The 21,368-nt window shown below is 46.7% G+C and carries 21 protein-coding genes and 1 tRNA gene; 12 read left to right on the top strand and 10 right to left on the bottom strand.

Going from position 1 to position 21,368, the window contains the following annotated elements; all coding sequences use genetic code 11:
* Positions 1-48 precede the first annotated feature (48 nt).
* On the bottom strand, positions 49-1,323 hold the full coding sequence (locus H6F90_RS08980; RefSeq protein ID WP_190552096.1) for a glycosyltransferase family 1 protein: 1,275 nt from the start codon (positions 1,321-1,323) through the stop codon (positions 49-51).
* A 1,158-nt stretch (positions 1,324-2,481) separates the two neighbouring features.
* Here H6F90_RS08980 and H6F90_RS08970 point away from each other — a divergent pair.
* A tRNA-Ser gene (locus H6F90_RS08970) sits at positions 2,482-2,573 on the top strand.
* 138 nt (positions 2,574-2,711) lie between these two features.
* Positions 2,712-4,058, top strand: coding sequence for an ABC transporter substrate-binding protein (locus H6F90_RS08965; protein WP_190552092.1), 1,347 nt, complete (start codon positions 2,712-2,714; stop codon positions 4,056-4,058).
* A gap of 140 nt (positions 4,059-4,198) precedes the next feature.
* Here H6F90_RS08965 and H6F90_RS08960 read toward each other — a convergent pair whose 3' ends face one another.
* A complete protein-coding gene (locus H6F90_RS08960) occupies positions 4,199-5,134 on the bottom strand; it encodes a hypothetical protein (protein WP_190552090.1) in 936 nt (311 codons plus the stop codon).
* Between the two features lie 242 nt (positions 5,135-5,376).
* On the bottom strand, positions 5,377-6,327 hold the full coding sequence (locus H6F90_RS08955) for a serine hydrolase (RefSeq protein ID WP_190552088.1): 951 nt from the start codon (positions 6,325-6,327) through the stop codon (positions 5,377-5,379).
* 242 nt (positions 6,328-6,569) lie between these two features.
* On the opposite strand from H6F90_RS08955, the gene H6F90_RS08950 reads away from it, so the two are divergent.
* The gene (locus H6F90_RS08950) at positions 6,570-7,298 is read left to right on the top strand and encodes a C40 family peptidase (RefSeq protein WP_190552086.1); all 729 of its coding nucleotides are present in this window, start codon (positions 6,570-6,572) and stop codon (positions 7,296-7,298) included.
* On the opposite strand, the gene H6F90_RS08945 is transcribed toward H6F90_RS08950, so the two are convergent.
* Positions 7,276-8,892: a glycosyltransferase family 39 protein gene (locus tag H6F90_RS08945; protein ID WP_190552084.1), complete on the bottom strand. Its 1,617-nt coding sequence runs from the start codon at positions 8,890-8,892 to the stop codon at positions 7,276-7,278. The genes H6F90_RS08950 and H6F90_RS08945 overlap by 23 nt on opposite strands.
* A gap of 582 nt (positions 8,893-9,474) precedes the next feature.
* Between H6F90_RS08945 and H6F90_RS08940 the strand changes: the two genes are divergently transcribed.
* Positions 9,475-10,491: a glycosyltransferase family 2 protein gene (locus tag H6F90_RS08940; RefSeq protein ID WP_190552082.1), complete on the top strand. Its 1,017-nt coding sequence runs from the start codon at positions 9,475-9,477 to the stop codon at positions 10,489-10,491.
* 24 nt (positions 10,492-10,515) lie between these two features.
* Here H6F90_RS08940 and H6F90_RS08935 read toward each other — a convergent pair whose 3' ends face one another.
* Positions 10,516-11,655 (bottom strand): glycosyltransferase, encoded by a 1,140-nt coding sequence (locus tag H6F90_RS08935; RefSeq protein ID WP_190552080.1) that lies wholly within the window; start codon positions 11,653-11,655, stop codon positions 10,516-10,518.
* Between the two features lie 104 nt (positions 11,656-11,759).
* Here H6F90_RS08935 and H6F90_RS08930 point away from each other — a divergent pair, with 104 nt between their 5' ends.
* The 3 genes from H6F90_RS08930 to H6F90_RS08920 all read left to right on the top strand — a co-directional run bounded on the left by H6F90_RS08930 (position 11,760) and on the right by H6F90_RS08920 (position 13,646).
* Positions 11,760-12,479, top strand: coding sequence for a DUF6438 domain-containing protein (locus H6F90_RS08930; RefSeq protein ID WP_190552078.1), 720 nt, complete (start codon positions 11,760-11,762; stop codon positions 12,477-12,479).
* A 249-nt stretch (positions 12,480-12,728) separates the two neighbouring features.
* Positions 12,729-13,088: a hypothetical protein gene (locus H6F90_RS08925; RefSeq protein ID WP_190552076.1), complete on the top strand. Its 360-nt coding sequence runs from the start codon at positions 12,729-12,731 to the stop codon at positions 13,086-13,088.
* Positions 13,089-13,091: 3 nt separating this feature from the next.
* A complete protein-coding gene (locus H6F90_RS08920; protein WP_190552074.1) occupies positions 13,092-13,646 on the top strand; it encodes a GNAT family N-acetyltransferase in 555 nt (184 codons plus the stop codon).
* 153 nt (positions 13,647-13,799) lie between these two features.
* Here H6F90_RS08920 and H6F90_RS08915 read toward each other — a convergent pair whose 3' ends face one another.
* A complete protein-coding gene (locus tag H6F90_RS08915) occupies positions 13,800-14,183 on the bottom strand; it encodes an alr0857 family protein (protein ID WP_190552072.1) in 384 nt (127 codons plus the stop codon).
* Between the two features lie 52 nt (positions 14,184-14,235).
* Entirely contained in the window at positions 14,236-14,739 is a 504-nt protein-coding gene (locus H6F90_RS08910) for an HNH endonuclease (protein WP_242024394.1), read from the bottom strand.
* Between the two features lie 431 nt (positions 14,740-15,170).
* On the opposite strand from H6F90_RS08910, the gene H6F90_RS08905 reads away from it, so the two are divergent.
* Positions 15,171-15,506, top strand: coding sequence for a hypothetical protein (locus H6F90_RS08905; protein ID WP_190439136.1), 336 nt, complete (start codon positions 15,171-15,173; stop codon positions 15,504-15,506).
* A gap of 74 nt (positions 15,507-15,580) precedes the next feature.
* Here H6F90_RS08905 and gntT read toward each other — a convergent pair whose 3' ends face one another.
* Positions 15,581-16,921: a guanitoxin biosynthesis MATE family efflux transporter GntT gene (gene gntT, locus H6F90_RS08900; protein ID WP_199295803.1), complete on the bottom strand. Its 1,341-nt coding sequence runs from the start codon at positions 16,919-16,921 to the stop codon at positions 15,581-15,583.
* 123 nt (positions 16,922-17,044) lie between these two features.
* Between gntT and H6F90_RS08895 the strand changes: the two genes are divergently transcribed.
* Positions 17,045-17,815: an ATP-grasp domain-containing protein gene (locus tag H6F90_RS08895; protein ID WP_190552068.1), complete on the top strand. Its 771-nt coding sequence runs from the start codon at positions 17,045-17,047 to the stop codon at positions 17,813-17,815.
* Positions 17,816-17,940: 125 nt separating this feature from the next.
* Here the strand turns inward: H6F90_RS08895 and H6F90_RS08890 are convergent, their stop codons facing one another.
* Positions 17,941-18,201 (bottom strand): hypothetical protein, encoded by a 261-nt coding sequence (locus tag H6F90_RS08890; protein ID WP_190439131.1) that lies wholly within the window; start codon positions 18,199-18,201, stop codon positions 17,941-17,943.
* Positions 18,202-18,321: 120 nt separating this feature from the next.
* Here H6F90_RS08890 and H6F90_RS08885 point away from each other — a divergent pair, with 120 nt between their 5' ends.
* Both H6F90_RS08885 and H6F90_RS08880 read left to right on the top strand, forming a co-directional pair.
* Positions 18,322-19,074: a hypothetical protein gene (locus H6F90_RS08885; protein WP_190552066.1), complete on the top strand. Its 753-nt coding sequence runs from the start codon at positions 18,322-18,324 to the stop codon at positions 19,072-19,074.
* A 102-nt stretch (positions 19,075-19,176) separates the two neighbouring features.
* On the top strand, positions 19,177-19,386 hold the full coding sequence (locus H6F90_RS08880; RefSeq protein WP_190439122.1) for a hypothetical protein: 210 nt from the start codon (positions 19,177-19,179) through the stop codon (positions 19,384-19,386).
* 287 nt (positions 19,387-19,673) lie between these two features.
* Here H6F90_RS08880 and H6F90_RS08875 read toward each other — a convergent pair whose 3' ends face one another.
* Positions 19,674-20,210 carry a hypothetical protein gene (locus tag H6F90_RS08875; protein WP_190552064.1) on the bottom strand — a complete coding sequence of 179 codons (537 nt, stop codon included), beginning with the start codon at positions 20,208-20,210 and terminating at the stop codon, positions 19,674-19,676.
* 382 nt (positions 20,211-20,592) lie between these two features.
* Here H6F90_RS08875 and H6F90_RS08870 point away from each other — a divergent pair, with 382 nt between their 5' ends.
* Positions 20,593-21,090, top strand: coding sequence for a hypothetical protein (locus H6F90_RS08870; protein ID WP_190552062.1), 498 nt, complete (start codon positions 20,593-20,595; stop codon positions 21,088-21,090).
* Positions 21,091-21,368: the final 278 nt, after the last annotated feature.

Raw genomic sequence — 21,368 nt, 5'->3', positions numbered from 1 at the left:
AGCACAGCAATCAGGTTTGAGTGACTTATCACCTCAAGAATTTGCGGGTTACGCTCCCACCTTTTGCAACTCCTTCTCAGCAGCAGGTTGGCTCATCAACTTCTGGTACAGCCCACTTAACTGTGAGGCTACACCTTCCCAACTGAAGTAAGTTTCTACCCGATGTCTCGCCGCCACCCCTAGCTGATTGCGCCAAGTTGCATCACTCAAGATCCGATCGATCGCCTCAGCAAAGGCAGCATCATCTTGAGCAGGTGCCAGTAGGCCCGTCTCTTCCGGGACTACCGTAAACTGCAACCCACCCACATCACTCGCAACCACAGGCGTACCGCTGGCCATTGCCTCAATCGCGACGAGACCAAACGGTTCGTAATGGCTAGGCACCACACATACATCCGCAGCAGCGTAGAAGGCGGGCAACGTGTCGTCACCCAGACGACCAGGGAAGATGGTCATGTCGCTCAGACCTAGCTCCTTGACAATCCCCTCAATGCGATCGCGCTCCATGCCATCGCTTTGTCCCGGACGACTACCCCCACCAATCACCAATTTCAGGTTCGCTTGATCGCGAAACTTCGAGCGACCTACGGCCCGTACTAAGGTTTCAATGCCTTTGCGAGGGTCAAATCGTCCCACATAAAACACCACCTTATCTTCAGGATTAAGGCCCAGCTTTTCTCGTGCTTCTAATTGTGAGAACGAGCCAAACCGCTGAATATCAGTACCACAAGGAATAATGTCAATTTTGCCGCGAGTGGAAACCAGCGATCGCATGTGCTCTCGCTCTTGAGGGCTAGTTGCCACAATACGCTCAGCCGTTTCTAGACAAGTTTTTTCTGTAGCTAGACGAGTGCTAGCAATCAGAGGAATTGTAGAAATTGACTTGTACTTCACCGCTCCTAGGGAGTGGTAGGTATGCACTTGTTGAATTTTTTTGCGTTTTTTTAGCTCCATTCCTACCCAGGAAGACATCCAGTAGTTGGTGTGAACAACCGGATACTCAATCCCAGACTCTGCCTGAAAATCAAGAAACTTTTGCAAAAATTCTGGCAGAAACTCGAAGATTTCATCCCGAGGTACAAAATCCTCAGGGCCTGCAACTAAACGAATGGTGCGGCAGTTAGGAGCATGCTCCACAATAGCGGGTTGGTCGGCGCTGCTCTGGCGGGTAAACATATCTACCTGCCACCCTTGGCGGGCTAGTGCTTCACCCACTTGCCGTACGTAAACGTTTTGTCCCCCAGCCTCTTCTTTGCCAATCTCGATTGCAGGGTCGCCGTGGACGGAAATCAGGGCGACATGCTGATTTTTCAGAGAAAACATGGCTTTAAGCTTATACCTAAAGTTAATAAAAAACTGAGCGAAATGGCTCTCAAAAATTGCTTTTGCTCTTACGATTCAAATACTAGGATTAGCGGCTGCTGAAGGCATCAGTCAGAGGATATATCTTGCTAAATCCAGGCTTTTGATAGCAAATAGAATCGAAAGACTAACTGAGGATATTCCTATAAAAACAGCTCCGGAGAACCACGTTTTGTCTTGTGCATGGAACCTCTCCCGTTCGCTAAACTTCAATGAACTTCTTGCTTGAAAACCTGATGTAGCCTACAAAAACTACAAATTGAGCACAGAGCTATCTCAGATCTTGGAATCACTGATTGAGTGATTCAGCATTGCGGTACCAGAAGGTTTATTAAGTTTGCTCGATAGTATACTACGTTAATTCATTATTTTTCAAAAAAAAGTGAAATTGCTGGCTGCGATGGAAATTCAATTAATTTTGAATCTAAATTTTATTGCTGTTATCTAAAAAACCGATCGCCTTCACCATTACATATTAAATCCAAGCAACATATTGGCGAATTACAGTTATTAAGTTCAGCGGGGATCACGCCATAATCGAACCTTTAGCTGGTTAACCGTGAAAACGAGTTGTGCCCACACAGGATTTATTGGTGCAAGGTAGCCCATCCGTGCTAACCGAGAGATAATCTCAGTAGAATCTAGATAAATAAAGAAAACATTAATTTTTGAGCAGCCAAATATGTTTATTAGCAACTGAAAAGTCGCGTTGGAAGATGCAGTGGACTAGCGCTAGACTGCTTGAATTTGCTAGGTCATGGTCAACTCTAATTATGAGTTGAGGGATAGAAGGCGCGATCGCTGGCGTTTAGCAGCATAGCCACCCAAGCAAATCCAAACTGTATCACTCTGAACAATGAGCGATAGACATTTAGCTTCGGTATGAGTTGCAGTGAGGTCAATAACAATCAGTTTTGCTGGCAAACGCCTGGTAATTGGCCAGGATGAACTTTTTAGACGTTCACTGCAAAAAAATAGTCAAATAATTCCAACAGTACGGTAGAATGATTGAGCTTCATGGCCACGGCTTGCCGCAGAGCCAGCAAACTATCTACCGAAAGTTATAGGTTGCTGTGTTCATTCTGAGAAAAGTCTGCTATGATAGTTTACCGTCACCCTGGAGAGGTGGCTGAGTGGTCGAAAGCGGCAGATTGCTAATCTGTTGTACGAATCGTAAGACCGTACCGAGGGTTCGAATCCCTCCCTCTCCGTTCAAAAAGAACATTCAAGACTGAGGCTCAGAGCTATCTGGGTCTTTTTTGTTTGCAGCGCTTTGCTCGTAACAAACTTGAGTTTCCCCAGCAATTCAGTCATGATTCATTTGCACCATAGAAGAGTACTAGGTCCAAATGAAAAATTTTGCTTCAGCAAGTGGTCTGAGGCCTCGCCTAGCAATCACTTTAGCCATCACAACTTTAATTACAGGTTTACTCGCGACCGCCTGCCAAGATGCCACTAACACCAATCAAGGCAACCAAGGCCAGAACAGCTCGACTGATTCGACTCCCGCTGCCTCTACTGCTAATGCCAAGGGCTTGAAAATTGGTTCCTTGCTGCCCGCTACAGGGGACTTAGCACCGATCGGTCAGGCCATGCTAGCTTCTGTGCCCTTGGCCGTGGACCAAGCCAACCAATGTGGGGGCGTGAATGGTGAATCTGTGACGCTGGTAGCAGAGGATGACCAGACTGATCCCACCGCAGGTGCTGAAGGGATGACCAAACTGGCTGAAGCAGATAAAGTTGCTGGTGTAGTCGGCTCGTTTGCTAGTAGCGTTTCTAGTGCCGCTGTGGATGTAGCGGCTCGCAACAAGGTGATGCTGATTTCACCGGGAAGCACTAGCCCTGTGTTTACAGAACGGGCAAAAAAAGGTGACTTTCAAGGGTATTGGGCTCGAACTGCACCCCCCGACACCTATCAAGCCAGAGCTTTGGCTAAGTTGGCGAGCGATCGCGGCTTCAAGCGAGTTTCAACGGTCGTGATTAACAACGACTACGGCGTTGGGTTTGAAAAAGAATTTGTGGAAGCCTTTAAGAAACAAGGTGGCACCGTGGTCAATGAAGCCAAGCCTACCCGCTATGACCCTAAAGCCACCACCTTTGAAACGGAAGCTGCCGCTGCTTTTGGCGGTAAACCCGATGCAGTCGTGGCTGTGCTTTACGCCGAGACAGGGAGCCTACTGCTGAAATCTGCTTATGAGCAAGGCTTGACGGAAGGAGTCCAAGTCATGTTGACTGACGGCGTCAAGAGCGATGAATTTCCGAAACAGGTAGGCAAAACGAGTGACGGCAAATTCATCATTACCAACGCGATCGGGACAGTGCCTGGAGCTGATGGCAAGTCTCTGGATGCATTAGCTAAGCTTTGGCAAGAAAAGAAAGGACAATCCGTCAGCGCCTACGTACCGCACTCTTGGGATGCGGCAGTGCTGTTGATGCTAGCGGCAGAAGCAGCCAAGGCGAATACCGGGGAGGGAGTACAGAGCAAGTTGCGGGATGTAGCTAATGCGCCCGGCACAGAAGTTTCGGATGTTTGTGAAGGGTTGAAGCTATTGCGTGCTGGCCAAGATATTAACTACCAGGGTGCTAGCGGCAACGTGGATATTGACGAAAATGGGGATGTCATTGGTAGCTACGATGTCTGGAGTGTCAAAGATGATGGCACGTTAGCCAATATCAGCAAAGTGAAGCCTGAATAGGAAAGCCTCAGGGTCAGGGAGAGTCAAGCGATCGCCCTCAACCTGAAAGAAAATCAAGCACCTAAAACGGAACCCCCCTGTCAGCTAACCGCAGCTTTAGGGGGGTTCAATTAACTTAGGCTCACTCAGCCAGCAAGACTTTAGCGAGAAGTGAAGTTATAGCCAACGCCTAGTAGCAGACCAATATCCGTATCATCAAACACGGCAGCGTTGACAGCAGCAGTCGCAGTGAATTGTGGGGTGAGAGGCACATCAACACCACCAGTCAGCAACAGTCTGACTACATCACTGTCTCCAGTTGTAATCGCGACACCTGCGCCTACGTAAGGAGCGGCTGAGATGCCAATCTCATCAGCGGTGTAGCTGGGAAAGTCTAGTGTGACTGGGATCAAGATGTCTGCATCGTCCCCAATCATCACGGAAGGTCTGACCGAAATGGTTCTGGTTAAACCAATTTTGCTGAGGACCGTGAAATTCGTATCGCCCAGCGCGGTATCTCCAGTAATGCCCACGTTAAGACCGACACCGACGTAGCTAGAACCAGAACGAGTGCCACGACCAGGCTCAACAGATTGAGCAATTTTTGGTGCTTCTGCTTCGGTGGTAGGCACTGCCGCTTCATCCGTGGTAGGAGCGATCGCAGGTTGCTCGTTCAAAACTTGAGCAGAAGTAACAGTGGTTCCAGGAACGGGGGCTGTCTTAGCCGTCTCTACAGACATCTCTGGAGACATCTCCGTAGACATTTCTGCGGATGCTTCCGGTAGTGCTTCTGTCGCTGCCAATGGAGCAGCAGCTTCTACTTGAGCGGCAGCAGAACTAGTAGACTTCGTGTGGTTGGCAAACAACGTCGGCGCAGTGGTGCTGAAAGAATAAGTATTGGCAGACTCAGAAACTTGCGTCGCAGTAACTGTCGTGTCAGCCGTATCAGGCTGGGTCGCCACTTCAGGCTGAGCAGACGGCGTTGCTAAAGTTGCCTCAAGGGGCGTGGTGGTTTCGGCTTGAGCTGACAAGGTACCACAAATCACCAATAGAGCGCTGAGGCTGAGTAGGGAAGAAACGCGTCTAAAAAAAGTCATATTCACAAGCACTCCTCAATGTATCTTGAACTAAAACTTAGGCCAACCTAAAGCTTTAGCTAGCTCTCGTTATCTTTCGCTATAGGTAAATGTATCGGCAAATTGACCGCCATACCGCTAATTTAGGGAATTTTGAACAATTTCGCCACTTCCTAAGACATAGATCCTGCTTTAATTCGTTTTGAGAGGATTACTAGCTGTAGCGAGTTTTACCAGCATCTAGAAACTTCTAGGGGATAATCTTAAACACTGTCAGCCGAGATAGAAGCGCTCGCAGCGGCAACTTGCTGCGACACAAATGGCAGAATCGCTTCGTTCTGGCTGTGGGCTTTGCCTTCCGTAAAAACAACTAGAAGATAAGGTGGTTGTCCCGCAAGCTCAACATAAGCAGCGTCATGGCGCACTTGACTGGTTAAACCTGCTTTCGACCAAACCTGGGCTGCCTGAGGTAAACCTCCGCCTAAGAAGCCAGTAACTTGATTTTCTGGATCAGCCGCTAAGTCGTTCGGGTCGAGGCTGCGCTTCATTAAGGCCATCATGGCTTGCGATCGCTCGGATGACACCGCTACCCCTCCCACAATACTGTGTACCAGACGAGCCGATGCTTCTGTCGTCAGCATATTGCGGTTTTCCATCAGTTCTCCTAAAAACGCCCGCTCGCGGCCATAGGCACCATCACACCAAGTTTTCTGGTTGAGATTGATGGTTTCTAGTTCTGGCCAACCCAACGATTGAAAATAGCGGTTGACTAGATTGCGCTGCTGTTTCCAGGTTTCGAAAGGGCCAGGGGGTAGTTCTGGGCCGCTAGTTGTGCCAGTCAAAACATCAACTACCAAGCTAGTCGCATCATTGCTGGAAACCACAATCATGTCGTGGGCGGCTCGCTCCAACTCGGCTGACGGCTGAATCATGCCTTTTTCTAGCCATTCATGCATTGCTACCAAGTAAAACAATTTCACTACACTCGCTGGGTAGATTCGCTCCACTCCTCGATAGCTAAACCCTCTCACGGCATGGTTCCAAAAGGCATCTGGACTCAAGGCACCTCCAGTATTGACAGGGATTGGAGGATCATAAACTACCCAGGTAAGCGCGATTTGGTTGCGAGCCAATCCGGGAAACTCGGCCCAAGTCGTTTCCAGGACGCGATCGCCTAGGGTTTCAAGTTGTTCGTCTTTACGGAAAAATGCCATTGTGACTCGATGGGTAACTTAATAGAGGAATAGGATATAGCAGTCCTAAAGGATTTATTAGGTTGGTGGAGTGTGCCTCTGACAACCCATTTGAGATTGCTCTAGCAGTATCACTTATACCAGTCCGACTGACTCTGGGTAGCGGCTCGAATCAGCAGTTTTTCGCGGCCTCTGGTTTCAGACCCGATTATGCATAAAACTAAGTGATTACTACTAAGTGCTTCTCTCCCAATTTTTGATTCATGGTTTCCCTCCCCGACTTACAAGCAGCTTTCGAGGCTAGCTCCTCTCAGCCAGTAGAGTATCAGTGCCAAGCCCACTTAAACCTTTACGACGGGCCAGAAAGCGATCGCTTAGCCACCCAAGCGGCCAAAGGCAGGCATTTACAGATCCTATCGATTCCAGCAACAAGCTCTAATGGTGCGACAGCTATCCCAGTGCGCTTGTGCGAGGACGACTACCTCGGCTGGCTGCGAGTTGAAGATGTTGCGGAACTGGCGATTGCAACCACAGCGTATCAAGCGATCGCTTTGAGCGCAGCAGAGATTCAAACTCGACTACCAGAGGCGATCGCCTTTACCTATGCGGCGATGCAGCAAGCAAACTATTATCTCTGGGGTGGCACTGTGGGACCGAATTATGATTGCTCTGGATTAATGCAGGCGGCTTTCACCTCTGTGGGTATCCAGCTACCAAGAGACGCTTATCAGCAAGAAGCATTTATTCAGCCTGTGGCGATCGAAGAATTGCAGCCAGGAGATTTGATTTTCTTTGGCTCTCCTGCCAAGGCAACTCATGTGGGCTTATATGTTGGGGATCATTCCTACATCCATAGCTCAGGTAAAGAGCAGGGCCGAAATGGTATTGGTATCGATCGCCTATCTGAGCAAGGAGATATTGTGAGCCAAACTTATTATCGGCAATTACGAGGTGCAGGCCGTGTAATGGCTAGTTATCAACCGCAGAGTTGAGTTGGACGCGGTAAAGATAATTGCGATCCTGAAACCATTGCGACTGTCCTACTACAACTGTAGTTTTGTAATCGCTTGGCTGATTCGTTGGCTCTAGTAATTGAAGCAATTGCTTTGAAGGAGAGTATAGAAAAACATATTTAAATTTCTGGACTGAGTTTTTTAGCTCAGTCTGAAAATTTTGCTCTTCTAGTCTTGACCTCTCAAATAGTTGAAATTGAGTTTCAGGCTTTAGAAGATAACTTAAGGGCAATATAAAGGTAAGGTTGCTATCGCTAATAATCAGGGGTTGAGGGGCTTGATTGATTAGTGGTGCCACTTGTAAGTTGATCGAGCTAGAACCCTTCCACCAGTCTTTAGCCTGAGCGCTAGCGGCACAAGAAATGATGCCAACAGAGAGTAAAACCGCAAAAACAGAGCGCCATAGTCGTTGCTGGCTTACTTTTGCCTGAACCCTAAAAACTTGTTGAGTGAATAAGTAAGTAACTGCTAGATGGACACCCAAATAAGAAGGTACTAAATACCGAGAGAGGATCGATCGCCTCCCTCCCCCAATCAAGTCAGGAATTATTTGGGCTAAAGCTGTAATACCAATTAGTAGTAAGACAAATAGCCAAACTTTTTTAGGAGCATGGCAGCAAAGAAAATAAATGGCATATAAAACTAGAATTAGAAAAACAAAAGAAACAAGTTGATTGATTTTAGGGTCATTGAAATCTGAAAAAATACTACTTAAGTTAGCTTGCCAATAAGTAAAGCGTTTAAATAAACCAATCTTAAAAGAAGCTACCCAACTAGTCGTAGTTTTCACCCGACTAGAGCTACTTAAAATTACCCAAACCCAAGGAGTAAAAGTAATACAGCCAAGGAAAGAAGCAATTAAGTAAAATATTGTAGGTTTGCTTTTGAGTTTTTCAGTCAGTAAAACGTATAATCCGTGGGTTAATAAAACAAAAACAAAAAATAAATGGGTATACAGTCCTAATGCGATCGCTGCTGCATAAATTATCCAACTGTTTCTCGATAAAGTACGCAGCCCTCGAAGCAGCGAGGCACTAGATATTAGAATAAAAACCGTCCATAAACTATACTGGCGTGCCTCTTGAGCCAGCATTAAATAAAAAGGAGAGACTGCAACAAGGGCGATCGCAATCCAACCCGATAAAGGACTCTCGAATAACTCTATACAAAGCCAATATAAAGCAGGAAATATAAAGAGACTGACGAGAGCAGACAGAACTCTAGCACCAACAGGATGATCTAACCAATCTATCCAAAATCGACTGATTAAATAGTATAGAGGAGGATGCTCTGGGTTACCTGCTAAAGCTTTGACAGTATCAGAAAAGCTTTTTTCTGAACTGGGATATTGATATTGTTGAATTTCCTGATTGCTAATAATATTGCCGTTGTAAACTTGGTCAGTAAATTCTTGGCTAGTATAACCTTCGATCCGAAGAATACCCCGCACTTCATCAACAGTGTAAACTTTCTGATCAAGATTAATAAACCGAAAAAAAATACTCAAACTCAAAGTTAGAATAACTAAAGCTTTAAACCAAGTGAATGATGAAAACCATTTGGAGAACGTCATAACGAGTGGCTACTTAAGAAAATATTAGTCTTTCGTGATTCTTTTGTCTATCAAGCTTGAAAGCAGAATATGTCGATTAAAAAGTAAATGTAGTTGATTGCATTTACTGTCTTCTCCTTCGTGCAGTTTGCTTGAAATAAACTGTAACTTCATTGCATTAATGAGGAGTGCCTTATTAATTGACTAAATCTCAAAAGTTAATTCATGCTAAGACATGAAAAACTTCCTGTCTTAGCTGTAAAGATTCCAAGAGAATAGTAGTTATTATTCTGGCTTTTGTATTGATTGATGCAGTTTACGAATCAATATATGTTCTGGCTGGATTTTGTTTAATAATTTCTTGCTTGTTTTAGTTGCTTGGTTACACTAAACTAACCAAGCATCTTATTCGAACATATTAAATTGGTTCTATAGTTTCACAATGACTTTATTAACTCTTTAACTCAGTTAGCCGTTCTGAGAAATTTGTGAGACTTTAGTGAATAAGCTAACAGCCAATCAGTTAATGCTGGGATACTGATAGCATTGCCGCAAGCCATCTTTAGGTATCTTGAAGAGTCAAGAGGATTAGTAATTACCACAATGAGCAACTTACTTAGCACCCGCTCTCAAGCTTCAAATCCTGCCTTCTCTAATCCGCCACCTCAAGTGTCTGTCATCGTGCCGATTTACAATGAAGTCCAGAGTCTCCCTCACCTCATCGAAGCGATCGCCACGGCTGTCACTGAGAGCCAGATTAGTTATGAAATTGTGTGCGTGGATGATGGCTCCAGTGATGGCTCGACTGATTTGCTCAAGCAGCTAGCCCAGGCTCGGACTGATTTGCGGGCTGTCATCCTGCGACGTAACTATGGGCAAACAGCAGCAATGTCAGCTGGCTTCAAGCATGCTGCTGGTAAGGTGCTGATTACATTGGATGGCGATTTGCAGAACGATCCAGCCGATATTCCTCACTTGATGGCTCGCTTGGAAGAAGGATATGACTTGGTAAGTGGCTGGCGCAAAGCAAGGCAAGACGCGGCTTTGACTAGACTCCTGCCTTCCAAAATTGCTAACTGGCTGATTGGCAATGTAACTGGAGTGAAACTGCACGACTACGGCTGCTCTCTGAAAGCCTATCGAGCGGAACTCGTTGCAGACATGAATCTCTACGGAGAATTACACCGTTTCTTGCCAGCCTTAGCTTTTATTGAAGGGGCGCGCATCACTGAAATTCCAGTGCGTCATCATGCGCGGCGCTTTGGTCAGAGTAAGTATGGTTTAGGTCGGACCCTACGAGTCCTGATGGACTTGTTTACCATCTTCTTTATGAAGAAATTTTTGACTCGCCCGATGCATGTGTTCGGCACTTTTGGTCTGGCATCGATGATAGGTGGTGTGCTGCTGGGGAGCTATTTGACGTTTCTGAAGTTAGGTTTGGGACGAAGCATTGGCGATCGCCCGTTGCTGATTCTGGCGGTGGTATTGTTCCTAGCAGGAATCCAGTTATTTAGTTTTGGTTTGCTAGCAGAACTGCTGATGCGGACTTATCATGAATCTCAAAATAGACCTATCTACCGGGTGCGTGAAGTCGTAGGCACCGAGACAGAGACTGTTTAGCGATCGCTCAATTAGAAAATCTCGCTACGCAAAGGAATCGCGTTCTGGCTCGACTCCAATTGCATGGTGGGCATCGAGGGCTTGAGCGATAAACCATTGCAACCTGTCTACAAAAACAGATTCGGCAAATTCTTCAGCCCGCTCAATACAAGCAGCGGAGGAGAACCGGAGTCCTTCAAATTCATTGAGAGCATCCACCAAGCTTTCTACCGTGGGTTGAGGAAAGAGTAATCCAGTTCGGTAATCTAACACCACTTCTCGCAATCCACTTTGCTGGGACGCAACGACAGGAATACCGTGTCCCATTGCTTCAACGGCTTCTCGGCTAAAGTCAGCACTGCTACAAGGAAAAACTAAAGCTTTGGCTTCCGCATAGAGACTGGGCAAAGCATCTTCCGGAGCCTCTCCTAAAAATTTCACCTCAGGGCCAGCCAGACTACGGAGTGAGTCTAAATATTCCGCATCATGGCCTGTGCCTACAATCCACAGGGGGCGATCTAGCTGCGTGCAAGCTCTAACTACCAGATCCACTTGCATTTGACGAGTTAGCTTGCCGACATAGAGGTAGTAGCGATCGCCTGCCTGACCTTCGCCATGTACTTTAATCGGAGGCGGAATCACCTCTGCTGGACGGTTATAAAACTTACTAATGCGGCGGGCCGCAGTGTGGGAACTGGTGATGTAGCGATCGACTCTTTGTGAGGCGTAAAAGTCATATTGCCGCAAGCGAGTATCCAACCAAGTGTTATACCAGTGGAGAGATTGGGGGTGCGATCGCAACCGTTCCCATAGATGGCGAGGCGGTGTGTGGCAATAACTAACGTGCAATGTTTCGGCTCTGGTCAAGACTGATTTACTCACGAAATCACCAGACGAAGAAATCACTAAATCAAATTCAGATAGGTCTATGTTTTCCCAGAGGTAGGGGAGCAAGCCTCTCCAGCGATGAGGATGAGCGATGCCAGGTAGCTTTTGGGCAAATGTAGTTCGAATGTCCCAGCCTGCAAAGCGTTTAGCTTCAGTGCCTAAGTGCTGATAGTCCACAAAAGCCGTGTAAAGGGGTGCGTCTGGATAAAGACGATGGATAACCTGGAGCACCCGCTCTGCATCTCCATACTCACGCAGGTAGTCATGCACCAAAGCGACTTTGATGTTGGCTGCCATCCTCTGCTACTCCCCTCGCCTTAATTGCTAGCAAACATCGCCGATCGCAGATGCTTCCTGGTTACTTAGTTACTTATAGCAAGAGCTGAAGTAAAGCGAGTAGGTTGAACCATACCCTTGCTGGGGCGATCGCTTCATCAGCTAGCCACAATCTCGTTACCAAATTTATCCATTTAGAGCAGCCTATCGGGCGGAACGTGCAAGCGCGAAACGGATTCTTAATCAGTAGCGATCGCTTTAGTGGAGAAACTGTAATGCGACTACCGATGTTTTTGAGCTTGGGACTGCTGTTAACTTTCAGTACCAATGCTTTGGCTAAGCCTGTTGCCACACATCCTTTCGCAACAGCTGATAACTCAACCTTGTCCTCCCAACTGTTCTTGCAACCTCAGCGGGGAGTTCGACAATCTGTAGTGACTCTAGAGCGAACCGCTTGTTTTGGGTTCTGCCCCATGTACAAATTAACGATTTACGGCGATGGCAGAGTCGTTTACGAAGGGCATCGCTTCGTAAAGGTTACAGGGACTAGAACTACTAGAATCAGCCCCATGAAGGCTAGACAACTGATGCTGGAGTTTCAACGGATGCAATACTTCAGCTTGCAAGATCGATATGAAGGCGGGCCTACTGATGCTCCTTCTGCGATTACTTCCTTCCAAATGGGTTCTAAATTTAAGACGGTATACCATTATTTACCTTCACCCGATGCCCCCCAGAAGTTGACAGATTTAGAAGCCAAAATAGATGCGACTGTCAACGTGCAGCAATGGATTGGCCTAGATGCAATTATCAACGTGCATCATGTGGATTGGGACGGAAAGTGAGCGTATTTCGGTTAATAGAACTAAATAAGTTGTTGAGCTAAACCCATAGCGCGATCGCCCTTTATGCCTTAGCCATAATTCGCGATTGCCAAAGAATAAAATCAACATTACGTATCGCTAGCGACGTCAGCAATTAGGGAATTTTAGGAGCAGCATCCGCAATCAGCCACTAATAGACGGTAGTTATGGCTCGAAGTGGTGCTAAATGGCACTCAAAACTCAGCGATCGCGACACGACGAGAACCCTAAATGAAACTATTAACCTCCCTTACGCTAACTGCTATTACGTTCGCGATCGGTACGGTGGTGGCTCCGCCGACTCAGGCTTGGTGGCCTGAAGGCGCAACCCTATCGGAAATGATTCCGCTGGGCACTTATATGCGAAACGATGGTAAAGAAACCATTACCCTCACCAATACCACGACGAAAACCTGTAATGCCCGTGGTTGCTTAACTCGTAAGATCGCCAGCAAAGAGTTAGGCCCCTATTGGATGGCTTTTGATGATGATGCTTCCGAGGCCAACGGCTACTTTCGTTATGAGCCGCGTCAAGGCTACTTAGAGTATCTCACCAAGACTCGGCAGTACAAATATTATCAGTCTCGCTAGGGCATGGACATCCAGATCCGTCTAGCTCGACCAGAAGACCTCGATCGCGTGATTGAGTTACAAACCCAAGCTCTAGAAATCCTCAGTTCTGCTAACTACAATGCCCAGCAAATTCAGGCGTTGGTTACAGGACAAGCAGCTTGGCGGGGACGCGATGAGGTGATCTTTCTGGCGGAGTCCGCAGGTGAGCTAGTCGGTTTCTCTGGTTTGTCAACGCAGAGACCACAAATTACCGCAGTTTATACTCATCCTCAGGTTGCTCGCCAGGGGATTGGGACTCAAGTTTTACAAGCACTAGAAGCAGCCGCGATCGAAAAAAGATATCCCTCCATCTGGGTCATCTCATCACTCACAGCTGTTGCTTTTTATCAAGCCAGAGGCTACAAGCTACTTCGCAAAACTGGCTTTCGGGCTGAGGGAGGTGAGTGGATTGATTGCGTTGTATTAGACAAGCAGCTTTTCTCAACTGCTAACCCAGCAAAACATTCTACCTATATCCCTTTGATCGTGTTGATGAGTTTGCTAATAGCAGCTTTGATTTTAGCGTTGCTTCGGTAGCATTAGCGGCGTTGCTTCGGTAGCATTAGCGATCGCAAAGTTGGCACTGCATATTCTAGGAGCTGAAAAAAGAGAGCAAAAAATTAGAGAGGGTAGCCATCTATCCTCTCTAATCGTACAAATTTAGCTTTGCTGTTGGTTTAGACCAGCCGCTCATAACAAAAACGAAACTTGCGTTTGGCTGACTTGCCAGAGCTTGTGGAGTAAGAACTCTAGGCGATCGCTCATTACGGCAACGAAGACACCTTCATGAGCATCGACTTCTGGGGCAATCCACATCCCACGCAGGCTGACTTCAACGTAGTCATCACAGACTGAGCAGAGCGCGATCGCATTTCCTTCTCGCCGAATTGCAGCTTCTAGTGTTGATAACTCAGGGAGATCCGCAGGCAGTAAAAAGGCAGCTCGGCTGGGTTCCAGATGCAAGTTCTGGGACATTCGCAGCGCTAAGATGGCACGTCGGGCTACCAGCTCTTCGGGTGATTGAGCTAGCCGCTCTAAGTGCAAACCCATGTCAGTGTAGGTGAGTTTCAGCATGGAGATTTCCTCTGGTGCATACCATTAAGGGCGAGGATGCGATTCCTCTGTTCTAGTCAGTGTGGGCTTGCCAGAACTGTTCGGCAAAGGCGACTGTGGGATGGATAGGCGCTTTGGGTTTAGTTCGGAGGGTCATGCCTGCTTCATGGGGAGTGCGGTCTCCTTTGTGCTGATTACACCGTTCGCAGGCTATAACTACGTTGTCCCAAGTGTGTTTTCCGCCTTTTGATCGGGGAAGAATGTGGTCGATCGTCAGATGCTTTGTGCTGCCGCAGTACTGGCAGGTGTGGTGGTCTCGCCGCAATATCTCTCTGCGACTCACAGCAGGAATTTTCCAGAGCCGTTCTGTACTGGCAACCGTGAGGCGAATGTGATTAGGTACATAAAAGATCGCGTTGGGAGAACGAACTTGCCAACCTGCCGTATCTTCTAAGAGCATCGGTTCTGCTTTGCCGATGACCAAGAGGGAAATTGCCCGCTTGATATTGATGCGGCTGAGGGGGAGGTAGTTCTTGGAGAACACCACCACCGATTGATCTAAAACACTCGTTGTCATCCTCACGGTTTGACTCCTCATACTAAAAACCCCCACTTCTGCTGGGTAGAAGCGGGGGCTGGAAAACACTACTGGTGGGTTTTCTAGTTTTGTATGGGTACAGCATCTCTCACCTGTACCTCCCGCTTCGTGGCTCTACCTCGTTTTGGAGGCCAAGCTGATCATTAATGCCATCAAATGCTCGTTGCGATCCTGCCGATCCTTGGCCTACCCCCGTTTCTGTTATCGATAGGCTATAGCCTGCCGCAAACAAAAATTCCACGGGCATGTTGCTCGGGTTCCAACTGCTGATGCAATTGGCCGTATGCCGTGGGTAGTGGGTAGTGGATAAAAGGCTCACTGAAGACTCGCTCAACCGATAAATTTGCATTTGACTGTTTACATACTACACTTGTATTACAAGCATGTCCAGATCTTGGAGGAAAAAAATCATGCATACAATTACTCGCACCCCCACCACCGAAATGGAAGTTACCAGCATTCGTTTAGAACGGGAGCTAAAAGAGCACCTGAAAGAATTGTCAGGAAATCAAGGCTATCAGGCATTGATCCGCGACATTTTGTGGGATTTTGTCCAGCAGAAATCTGGCAACTCTCAGCCCCAAATTGCACTCTCAGATATTCGGGCCAGTGTCGATGCCACAGCTCAACAGGAAGAACGCTGCGCTCTGACAGGCAAGGTGATTCGACCGCAAGAAGCAATGTTATTAGGCTTTACCACCAAAGGAGAGATGGTGCCTTTGAGTATAGGAAGTTTATCCAGATAAATTTTATATTGGTGTATTGGCGATCGCTTTCGGTGGGTTGGGTTTCGCAAAGTTCAATCCAACCTGCCGAACAATCAGCAGCCTTTCAATTTCTCAACTGAGCGCAGAGACGCAGGAACTTGCTGCCCCAACATCACTGCCCGCACGACCATAAACAAGGCCAAAGCTAACCACAATAAATGACTGTTCTGGAAATACCAAGCCGCGATCGCCACAGGGGCAAAACCTACCACAGACGCTACCACGACTGACTGCCGCAGTATTTTCCCTTCCGTTAAGCCAATAAAATAGCCATCCAGCATATAAGCAATCGAGCCAGAAGCTAGAACGGGTAACAGCCACACTACATATTGATTGATGCGCTCTAGAACATCTCTGTGGTTGGTGAGTAGTCCAAAAAAGAGATCAGGATTGAGGATAAAGGCAATCGCAAATCCTAACCCAAAGACAAAACTAGTTCCACCAGAGATCCACAGCAACAACCGTAATTGCTCGTTGGTGCCTTGCCCCCGAAAGATTCCTGCCAAGCTCTCGGTGGCAAAGGCGAGGCCATCAATAAAGTAAGCCGCCAGCGTTACCACTTGCAGCAAGACTGTATTAGTTGCCAAGACATTGGTACCAAAGGTAGAACTGAGGTTGGTAAAAACAGCGAAAGTAGAAATTAGCACAAAGGTGCGGATGAGAATCTCACGATTTAGAGTGAAGGCTGCTTTGAGGGCGATGGGTTCCCAAATTTTAGAGGCGATCGCCTGTATCTGCGACCAACGGAACTCTCGACATACAAGCCACATGCCAGTGAATAACATGAGATATTGGCTTAAGGCGGTAGAATATCCTGCTCCTGCACTTTCCCAGCCCCAACGCACCACAAAGAAATAATCCATGAAGGAATTCGTCAGGTTGCTAATGGCAGAGAGTAACAGAACTTTGCCACTCTGCTCTCGTCCTAAAAACCAACCGATAAGCACAAAGTTAATCAGTGTGGCTGGAGCGCCCCAAATTAAGGCGTTGTAATAATCTTGGCCCGCGAGTTTGACCTCTGCGGTGGCGCTAAGCAGAGTAAATCCAATGGCTCTCAATGGCAACTGTAAAAGGAGAATTACTAGCCCTATCCCTAAAGCTACTAATCCATGCCGCAAACCCACTAAAAGAGCTGAATCGCGATCGCCCCGTCCAATGGCCTGAGCAGTCATCCCAGTGGTACCCATGCGGAGAAAGCCAAAGGTCCAATAGAGATAGTTGAACAATACTGTCGCCAATGCCACTCCTGCCAAATGTCGAATCTCGGCTAAATGCCCCAAAAAGGCGACATCTACCAATCCTGCCAATGGCACCATCAAATTAGAAAGGATATTGACGATCGCTAACCGAGAAAAACGACGTAGAAAATCAGTAGTTGATAGATTGGTAGACATCAATGGAAGCTACTCGGTAGAACCCAATTTTTAAAGGATAGATTCAGAGAGGAAAACTACACCTAATTAATAGTTAGGCAAACATCTACAGAGTTTAAACAATTTCATTAAGGATGAGACTGAATGTTTTGGGTTATTCAGGAAAACTTAAAGAATGAGATTGGTTTTGAAAGGTTGCTTCGGGCGATTAATTTAAGATCGCTACCTTTTGAGATCATCAAGATAATTCCATTTTCCCATGACTTTGTATCAGAACCGCATATCACTGAGGACGCTGTCATCGTTTCCGGCTCAACGGTGCTCTCGAAAATTGCCATGGAGCGAGGCTGGAAGCCTGGTGCGTTCCTTAACGATAACTTTGACTTTTCTGTATGGAAGGAAGCGTATAAAGGGCTGCTTCTGAATGAGGATGGCACCATCGAAGAATTCGGTAAACTTGACCCTAAAGAACCTATTTTTGTGCGACCTTGCTCTGACCACAAAACTTTTGCGGGTTTCATTATTGAGCCTGATAAGTTGCAAACTTGGCAAGAACAAATATTTGGTATTTCCGATGGCTATGCTACGTTGACACCTGAAACTCTCGTTTTGTCAGCAACACCAAAACTGATCTATGAAGAATACAGGTTCTTTGTAATTGACGGGCAAGTGATCACAGGTTCGCTTTACAAAGCTGGAGACCATCTACGTTATTCTCAAGATTGCGATGAAGAGGCAAGGGCTTTTGCTGAGTCTGCCGCGCAAGTGTGGCAACCTGACAGGGCATTCGTGATAGATATAGCCACAACACCAAACGGACCGAAGATCATCGAGATAAATTGTTTAACTTCGTCAGGATTTTATGAGGCAGATGTAGATTGCCTTGTGGGTGCTTTGGAGAAAAGTTTTGGATGAACTTGATCGATCGCCCAGCCCAAGGGCTTGAAATAGCTCCATCAAATTAGAAGGGAGATTGGCGATCGCCAACCAATAGAAGCGATGCAGAAAATGAGGAGATGGCGAATTGACAGACATACACCCTACAGCTTTCCTTCAAATCGCTGATACCAGATGATATTCGCCGCTACGGTAATAATGAGAGCAGCTCCTCCTCCAAGTTCTGCCAACATAGGGTTGTAATCACCACGGCTGAGAGTTTTCATCCAAAGATGGGTGCGCTCAGAAGAGACAACTAGATCTGCAATCACTGGAAAGAGGTAGATCAGTGCTGCACCTACAATGAGCCAACCCACCATAGAGGCAAGAATGAAAATAGTTTTGGCTTTAGATTGGCTACCCATCAGCGATCGCACTAGACAACTAAAGTCGAGATTAGCATGGAAGATGCGCTGTGTCGGCTCTACTGTAAATTGCGGTTATATTAGGAATGCAAACTCTGCAAAAGTTTCTAACTTTCAAGAATGAACGATATTGAAATTCTTAAAAAGTTTCTAGAAGTTCCATTAGAAAATTCAGAACCTATTTTTCAATACTTTCTAAATATTCCCGATAAGGAGATCGTTTTTCGAGGCGAGCGGCCAGAGCGATTTCTTTACATCCGAGGACAGCGAAAGGATAAAGTTTTGCTGGTGGCTCATGCTGATACAGTTTGGGATAATTCTATTGAAATACCTGAAAAGGCAAAACATGAGCTGATTTTCTCCAACGGTGTTTTTCAATCTTCAAGCTCAATCTATGGCATTGGAGCTGATGACAGAGCAGGATGTGCAATATTGTGGTTGCTTAAAGACTTAGGCCATTCACTATTAATAACTGATGGCGAGGAAGCAGGAGGTTTAGGAAGTAGTTGGTTGATGAGTGATCCAAAAAATTCTGATATTGCAGACGAGATTAATACTCAACACCAATTTATGATCCAACTAGATCGTCGGCATGGCTCAGACTTTAAGTGTTACTCGGTTGGCACAGATAAATTTCGGGACTATGTGCAGCGTATGACCGGATATACAGAGCCCGATCGCTTTGCCTATACTGATATTGTCACGTTGTGCCGAGAGATTACTGGCGTTAATCTCAGTGTGGGATATCGTAACGAACATTCGCACAAGGAAAACTTGTTTGTAGATGAATGGCTAAACACACTGAACATATGCCGAAAATGGCTTTCTGAAGAAGATCTACCACGCTTTCTTCTCAGGAAAGCTTCTGCTTAAGCTGAATGATAAGTCACTGCGGATTAGAATCAAAACATTGCTTCTTGGTTTAGGTCGCAAAGGTTACTTGCCGTTGTTAGTTTTCACTGTTAGGCGTTATCTATGAACGAGAAGGATGTGCTCGGAAAATTCGTCAATGTAGGTGGCTCCGTTGGGATTATCGTGGGGCTTCCAGATGATGAAAACATTCCGGAAGACCATTACGCTATTTGGTATGGGCAAGTTTCTGATACGGTTCTTGGCAGACCACGAGTGAGAACCGTTCCCACCGAATACTGTGAATTCATTAACGAAATTGACTATTACCACTAACGGATTTATCACAGCAGCAAATGTCGTATATTATTTGCCGCCAAACTTAGGCATACACCGGAGCGATCGATGTAGGACTTACTCTTCAACCAACTCTTCCACTCGCACCCGGTGATGCTGGGCGTTATCAGAAAAATATCATTGCTTAGGTTGTTGAAATGGATTTTGGGGCGATCGCTTGCTTCGGCTGGCAAAACAGGTTGTGAAGCATCGCCTATGTTGATCGATGAGATGGGTTTGAGGCGATCGCTGTCTATTATTGATGGTTTTAGGAACTACCGCGATATTTACTTCACCAACTCCATCGATTTGAGAATGCGTTCATATTCAGCGCGATTGAGGGCTTTGCAGAACTCATGGCTACCCGTTGCTGAATTCAACTGCCAAACTGGGGAAATCATCACGGGATTGCCTTTGACAGGAATGAAACTTTGTATAGAACTTCTTCCTTCATAGGTTTCCTCATACATTTTCACAGCGCCAACCACAGATTCCACTTCCCCAATCTGCTTCAATTTGCGGGGGCTATCTTTTGAGGAAGCGATCGCAAAACAAGTGCCATCTTCTCCTTCGTAGGCGATCGAATATCCTGTATCATCACCTCCATTGGCATACTTCACGCTAGCCCCATCAGCGCTGATAAGTCGAAAGCCTTTTGGAACATAGGTCGGAGCGACGATTGGAATCGGTAATTTTGTTAATTTTGCCACTTGTCCTGGAGAGAGTAGATTTCCGGTTGAGGCAGGCGATCGCTGTTCTACACTACTGGGCTGTTCTACACGACTAAGAGGCGTCGCGCTTGCTTCAACTGACGGTGTTAGCAAGGTTTCCCTAGGCTGTTTGGTACAACTGGACAGCGTAAGCAAAAAAATGCTAGTTAAAAGCATCAGTCTTTTCAGATAGAGCGAGTGCATCTCAACATGACTCCTTACAAAGTATCTACTCGGCTGCAAATATAAATCTCTACAAAAGCCAAGCAGATTTTTCGGAAGCTTGTTCACATTGTCTTGGCACTGGCTTAGCCATCCCTTTTGCTAAGATGGATTCTGAAACGATCGCCTACATTATTTTGGAGGCATTGTTCCACAAATATCTATCAAATACTTAGCAGCTTCTATTAGAGATGTCAGGCTACAGCTTAGCGAAAGAAATTATCACCCGCGCTTTCCCTCAGGAGCGGCTAGTCCCGCAACTGGAAGGGGAGTGGTGCGGGGATTTTTCTCTGCCGTTGAGGTCGCTCGCTACTACGCTGAACTAGGTCCAGATGATGTAACCATTGATGCCTACGGCAACCCCTTCTTCCTTCCCTCTCTGGCCGGTTTATGGGAGTTCCAGTCAGGGTATCGGTTTCACCCTAAGACGATGGAGCCGTTCACAAGTTGGGCGGATGATTGGCTTGTCGTTGGTCACCAGGGTGGTGCCCCCTTCATCTTCTCACGCTCCTCTAGCAGGATTTTGTACGCACTGCATGGACGAGGAGTTTGGGATGCCAATGAGTTATTCGAGAGCCTGGAGGCAATGGTAACGACGTTCGCCATCATCGGGGATGTAGTCGTTGCGGCGGGTGATGATTTGACGGATGACGAGACCTACCTAAAAGGGAGATACGTGAAGGAAGTAGAGGAGAGGGTTATGGATGTCTTGGGTTCTAAAGGAGAAGCCGAGACGGTGCTGAACAGCATCGGTTGGGTAAGTCGTAGCTAACCACAGCATAAGTCTGACGCGCACCTAGCATGTGCTTTGCCTCCCAGGAACTTAGGCGTGGTTATGCTAGGCGTTAGCTCGAAGGAATGGGAGCAGATTTCGAGGCGATCGCTTCACAGTTTTTCGTGACACTTAAGAACTGATTTAACATGGTATAGAGGGTAGACCCCTTCACTTCAGAAGTGGGCAATCTATAGAAAGAGTATTTTGTCGATCAACTTTCGAGCAATCTAATCTCAGAGGGATTGTAGGCAAACTACGTAGCAGTTTTGAAACAG

The organism is Trichocoleus sp. FACHB-591 (assembly GCF_014695845.1).
Taxonomy (GTDB): domain Bacteria; phylum Cyanobacteriota; class Cyanobacteriia; order FACHB-46; family FACHB-46; genus Trichocoleus.
Note: the sequence above shows the minus strand (reverse complement) of the source record. Positions and strands in the feature narration are given on the sequence as shown.

Coding starts and splice junctions, on each gene's coding strand:
- H6F90_RS08980 (WP_190552096.1), bottom strand. CDS start 1,323: ATGTTTTCTCTGAAAAATCAGCATGTCGCCCTGATTTCCGTCCACGGC.
- H6F90_RS08965 (WP_190552092.1), top strand. CDS start 2,712: ATGAAAAATTTTGCTTCAGCAAGTGGTCTGAGGCCTCGCCTAGCAATC.
- H6F90_RS08960 (WP_190552090.1), bottom strand. CDS start 5,134: ATGACTTTTTTTAGACGCGTTTCTTCCCTACTCAGCCTCAGCGCTCTA.
- H6F90_RS08955 (WP_190552088.1), bottom strand. CDS start 6,327: ATGGCATTTTTCCGTAAAGACGAACAACTTGAAACCCTAGGCGATCGC.
- H6F90_RS08950 (WP_190552086.1), top strand. CDS start 6,570: ATGGTTTCCCTCCCCGACTTACAAGCAGCTTTCGAGGCTAGCTCCTCT.
- H6F90_RS08945 (WP_190552084.1), bottom strand. CDS start 8,892: ATGACGTTCTCCAAATGGTTTTCATCATTCACTTGGTTTAAAGCTTTA.
- H6F90_RS08940 (WP_190552082.1), top strand. CDS start 9,475: ATGAGCAACTTACTTAGCACCCGCTCTCAAGCTTCAAATCCTGCCTTC.
- H6F90_RS08935 (WP_190552080.1), bottom strand. CDS start 11,655: ATGGCAGCCAACATCAAAGTCGCTTTGGTGCATGACTACCTGCGTGAG.
- H6F90_RS08925 (WP_190552076.1), top strand. CDS start 12,729: ATGAAACTATTAACCTCCCTTACGCTAACTGCTATTACGTTCGCGATC.
- H6F90_RS08920 (WP_190552074.1), top strand. CDS start 13,092: ATGGACATCCAGATCCGTCTAGCTCGACCAGAAGACCTCGATCGCGTG.
- H6F90_RS08915 (WP_190552072.1), bottom strand. CDS start 14,183: ATGCTGAAACTCACCTACACTGACATGGGTTTGCACTTAGAGCGGCTA.
- H6F90_RS08910 (WP_242024394.1), bottom strand. CDS start 14,739: ATGACAACGAGTGTTTTAGATCAATCGGTGGTGGTGTTCTCCAAGAAC.
- H6F90_RS08905 (WP_190439136.1), top strand. CDS start 15,171: ATGCATACAATTACTCGCACCCCCACCACCGAAATGGAAGTTACCAGC.
- gntT (WP_199295803.1), bottom strand. CDS start 16,921: ATGTCTACCAATCTATCAACTACTGATTTTCTACGTCGTTTTTCTCGG.
- H6F90_RS08895 (WP_190552068.1), top strand. CDS start 17,045: ATGTTTTGGGTTATTCAGGAAAACTTAAAGAATGAGATTGGTTTTGAA.
- H6F90_RS08890 (WP_190439131.1), bottom strand. CDS start 18,201: ATGGGTAGCCAATCTAAAGCCAAAACTATTTTCATTCTTGCCTCTATG.
- H6F90_RS08885 (WP_190552066.1), top strand. CDS start 18,322: ATGAACGATATTGAAATTCTTAAAAAGTTTCTAGAAGTTCCATTAGAA.
- H6F90_RS08880 (WP_190439122.1), top strand. CDS start 19,177: ATGAACGAGAAGGATGTGCTCGGAAAATTCGTCAATGTAGGTGGCTCC.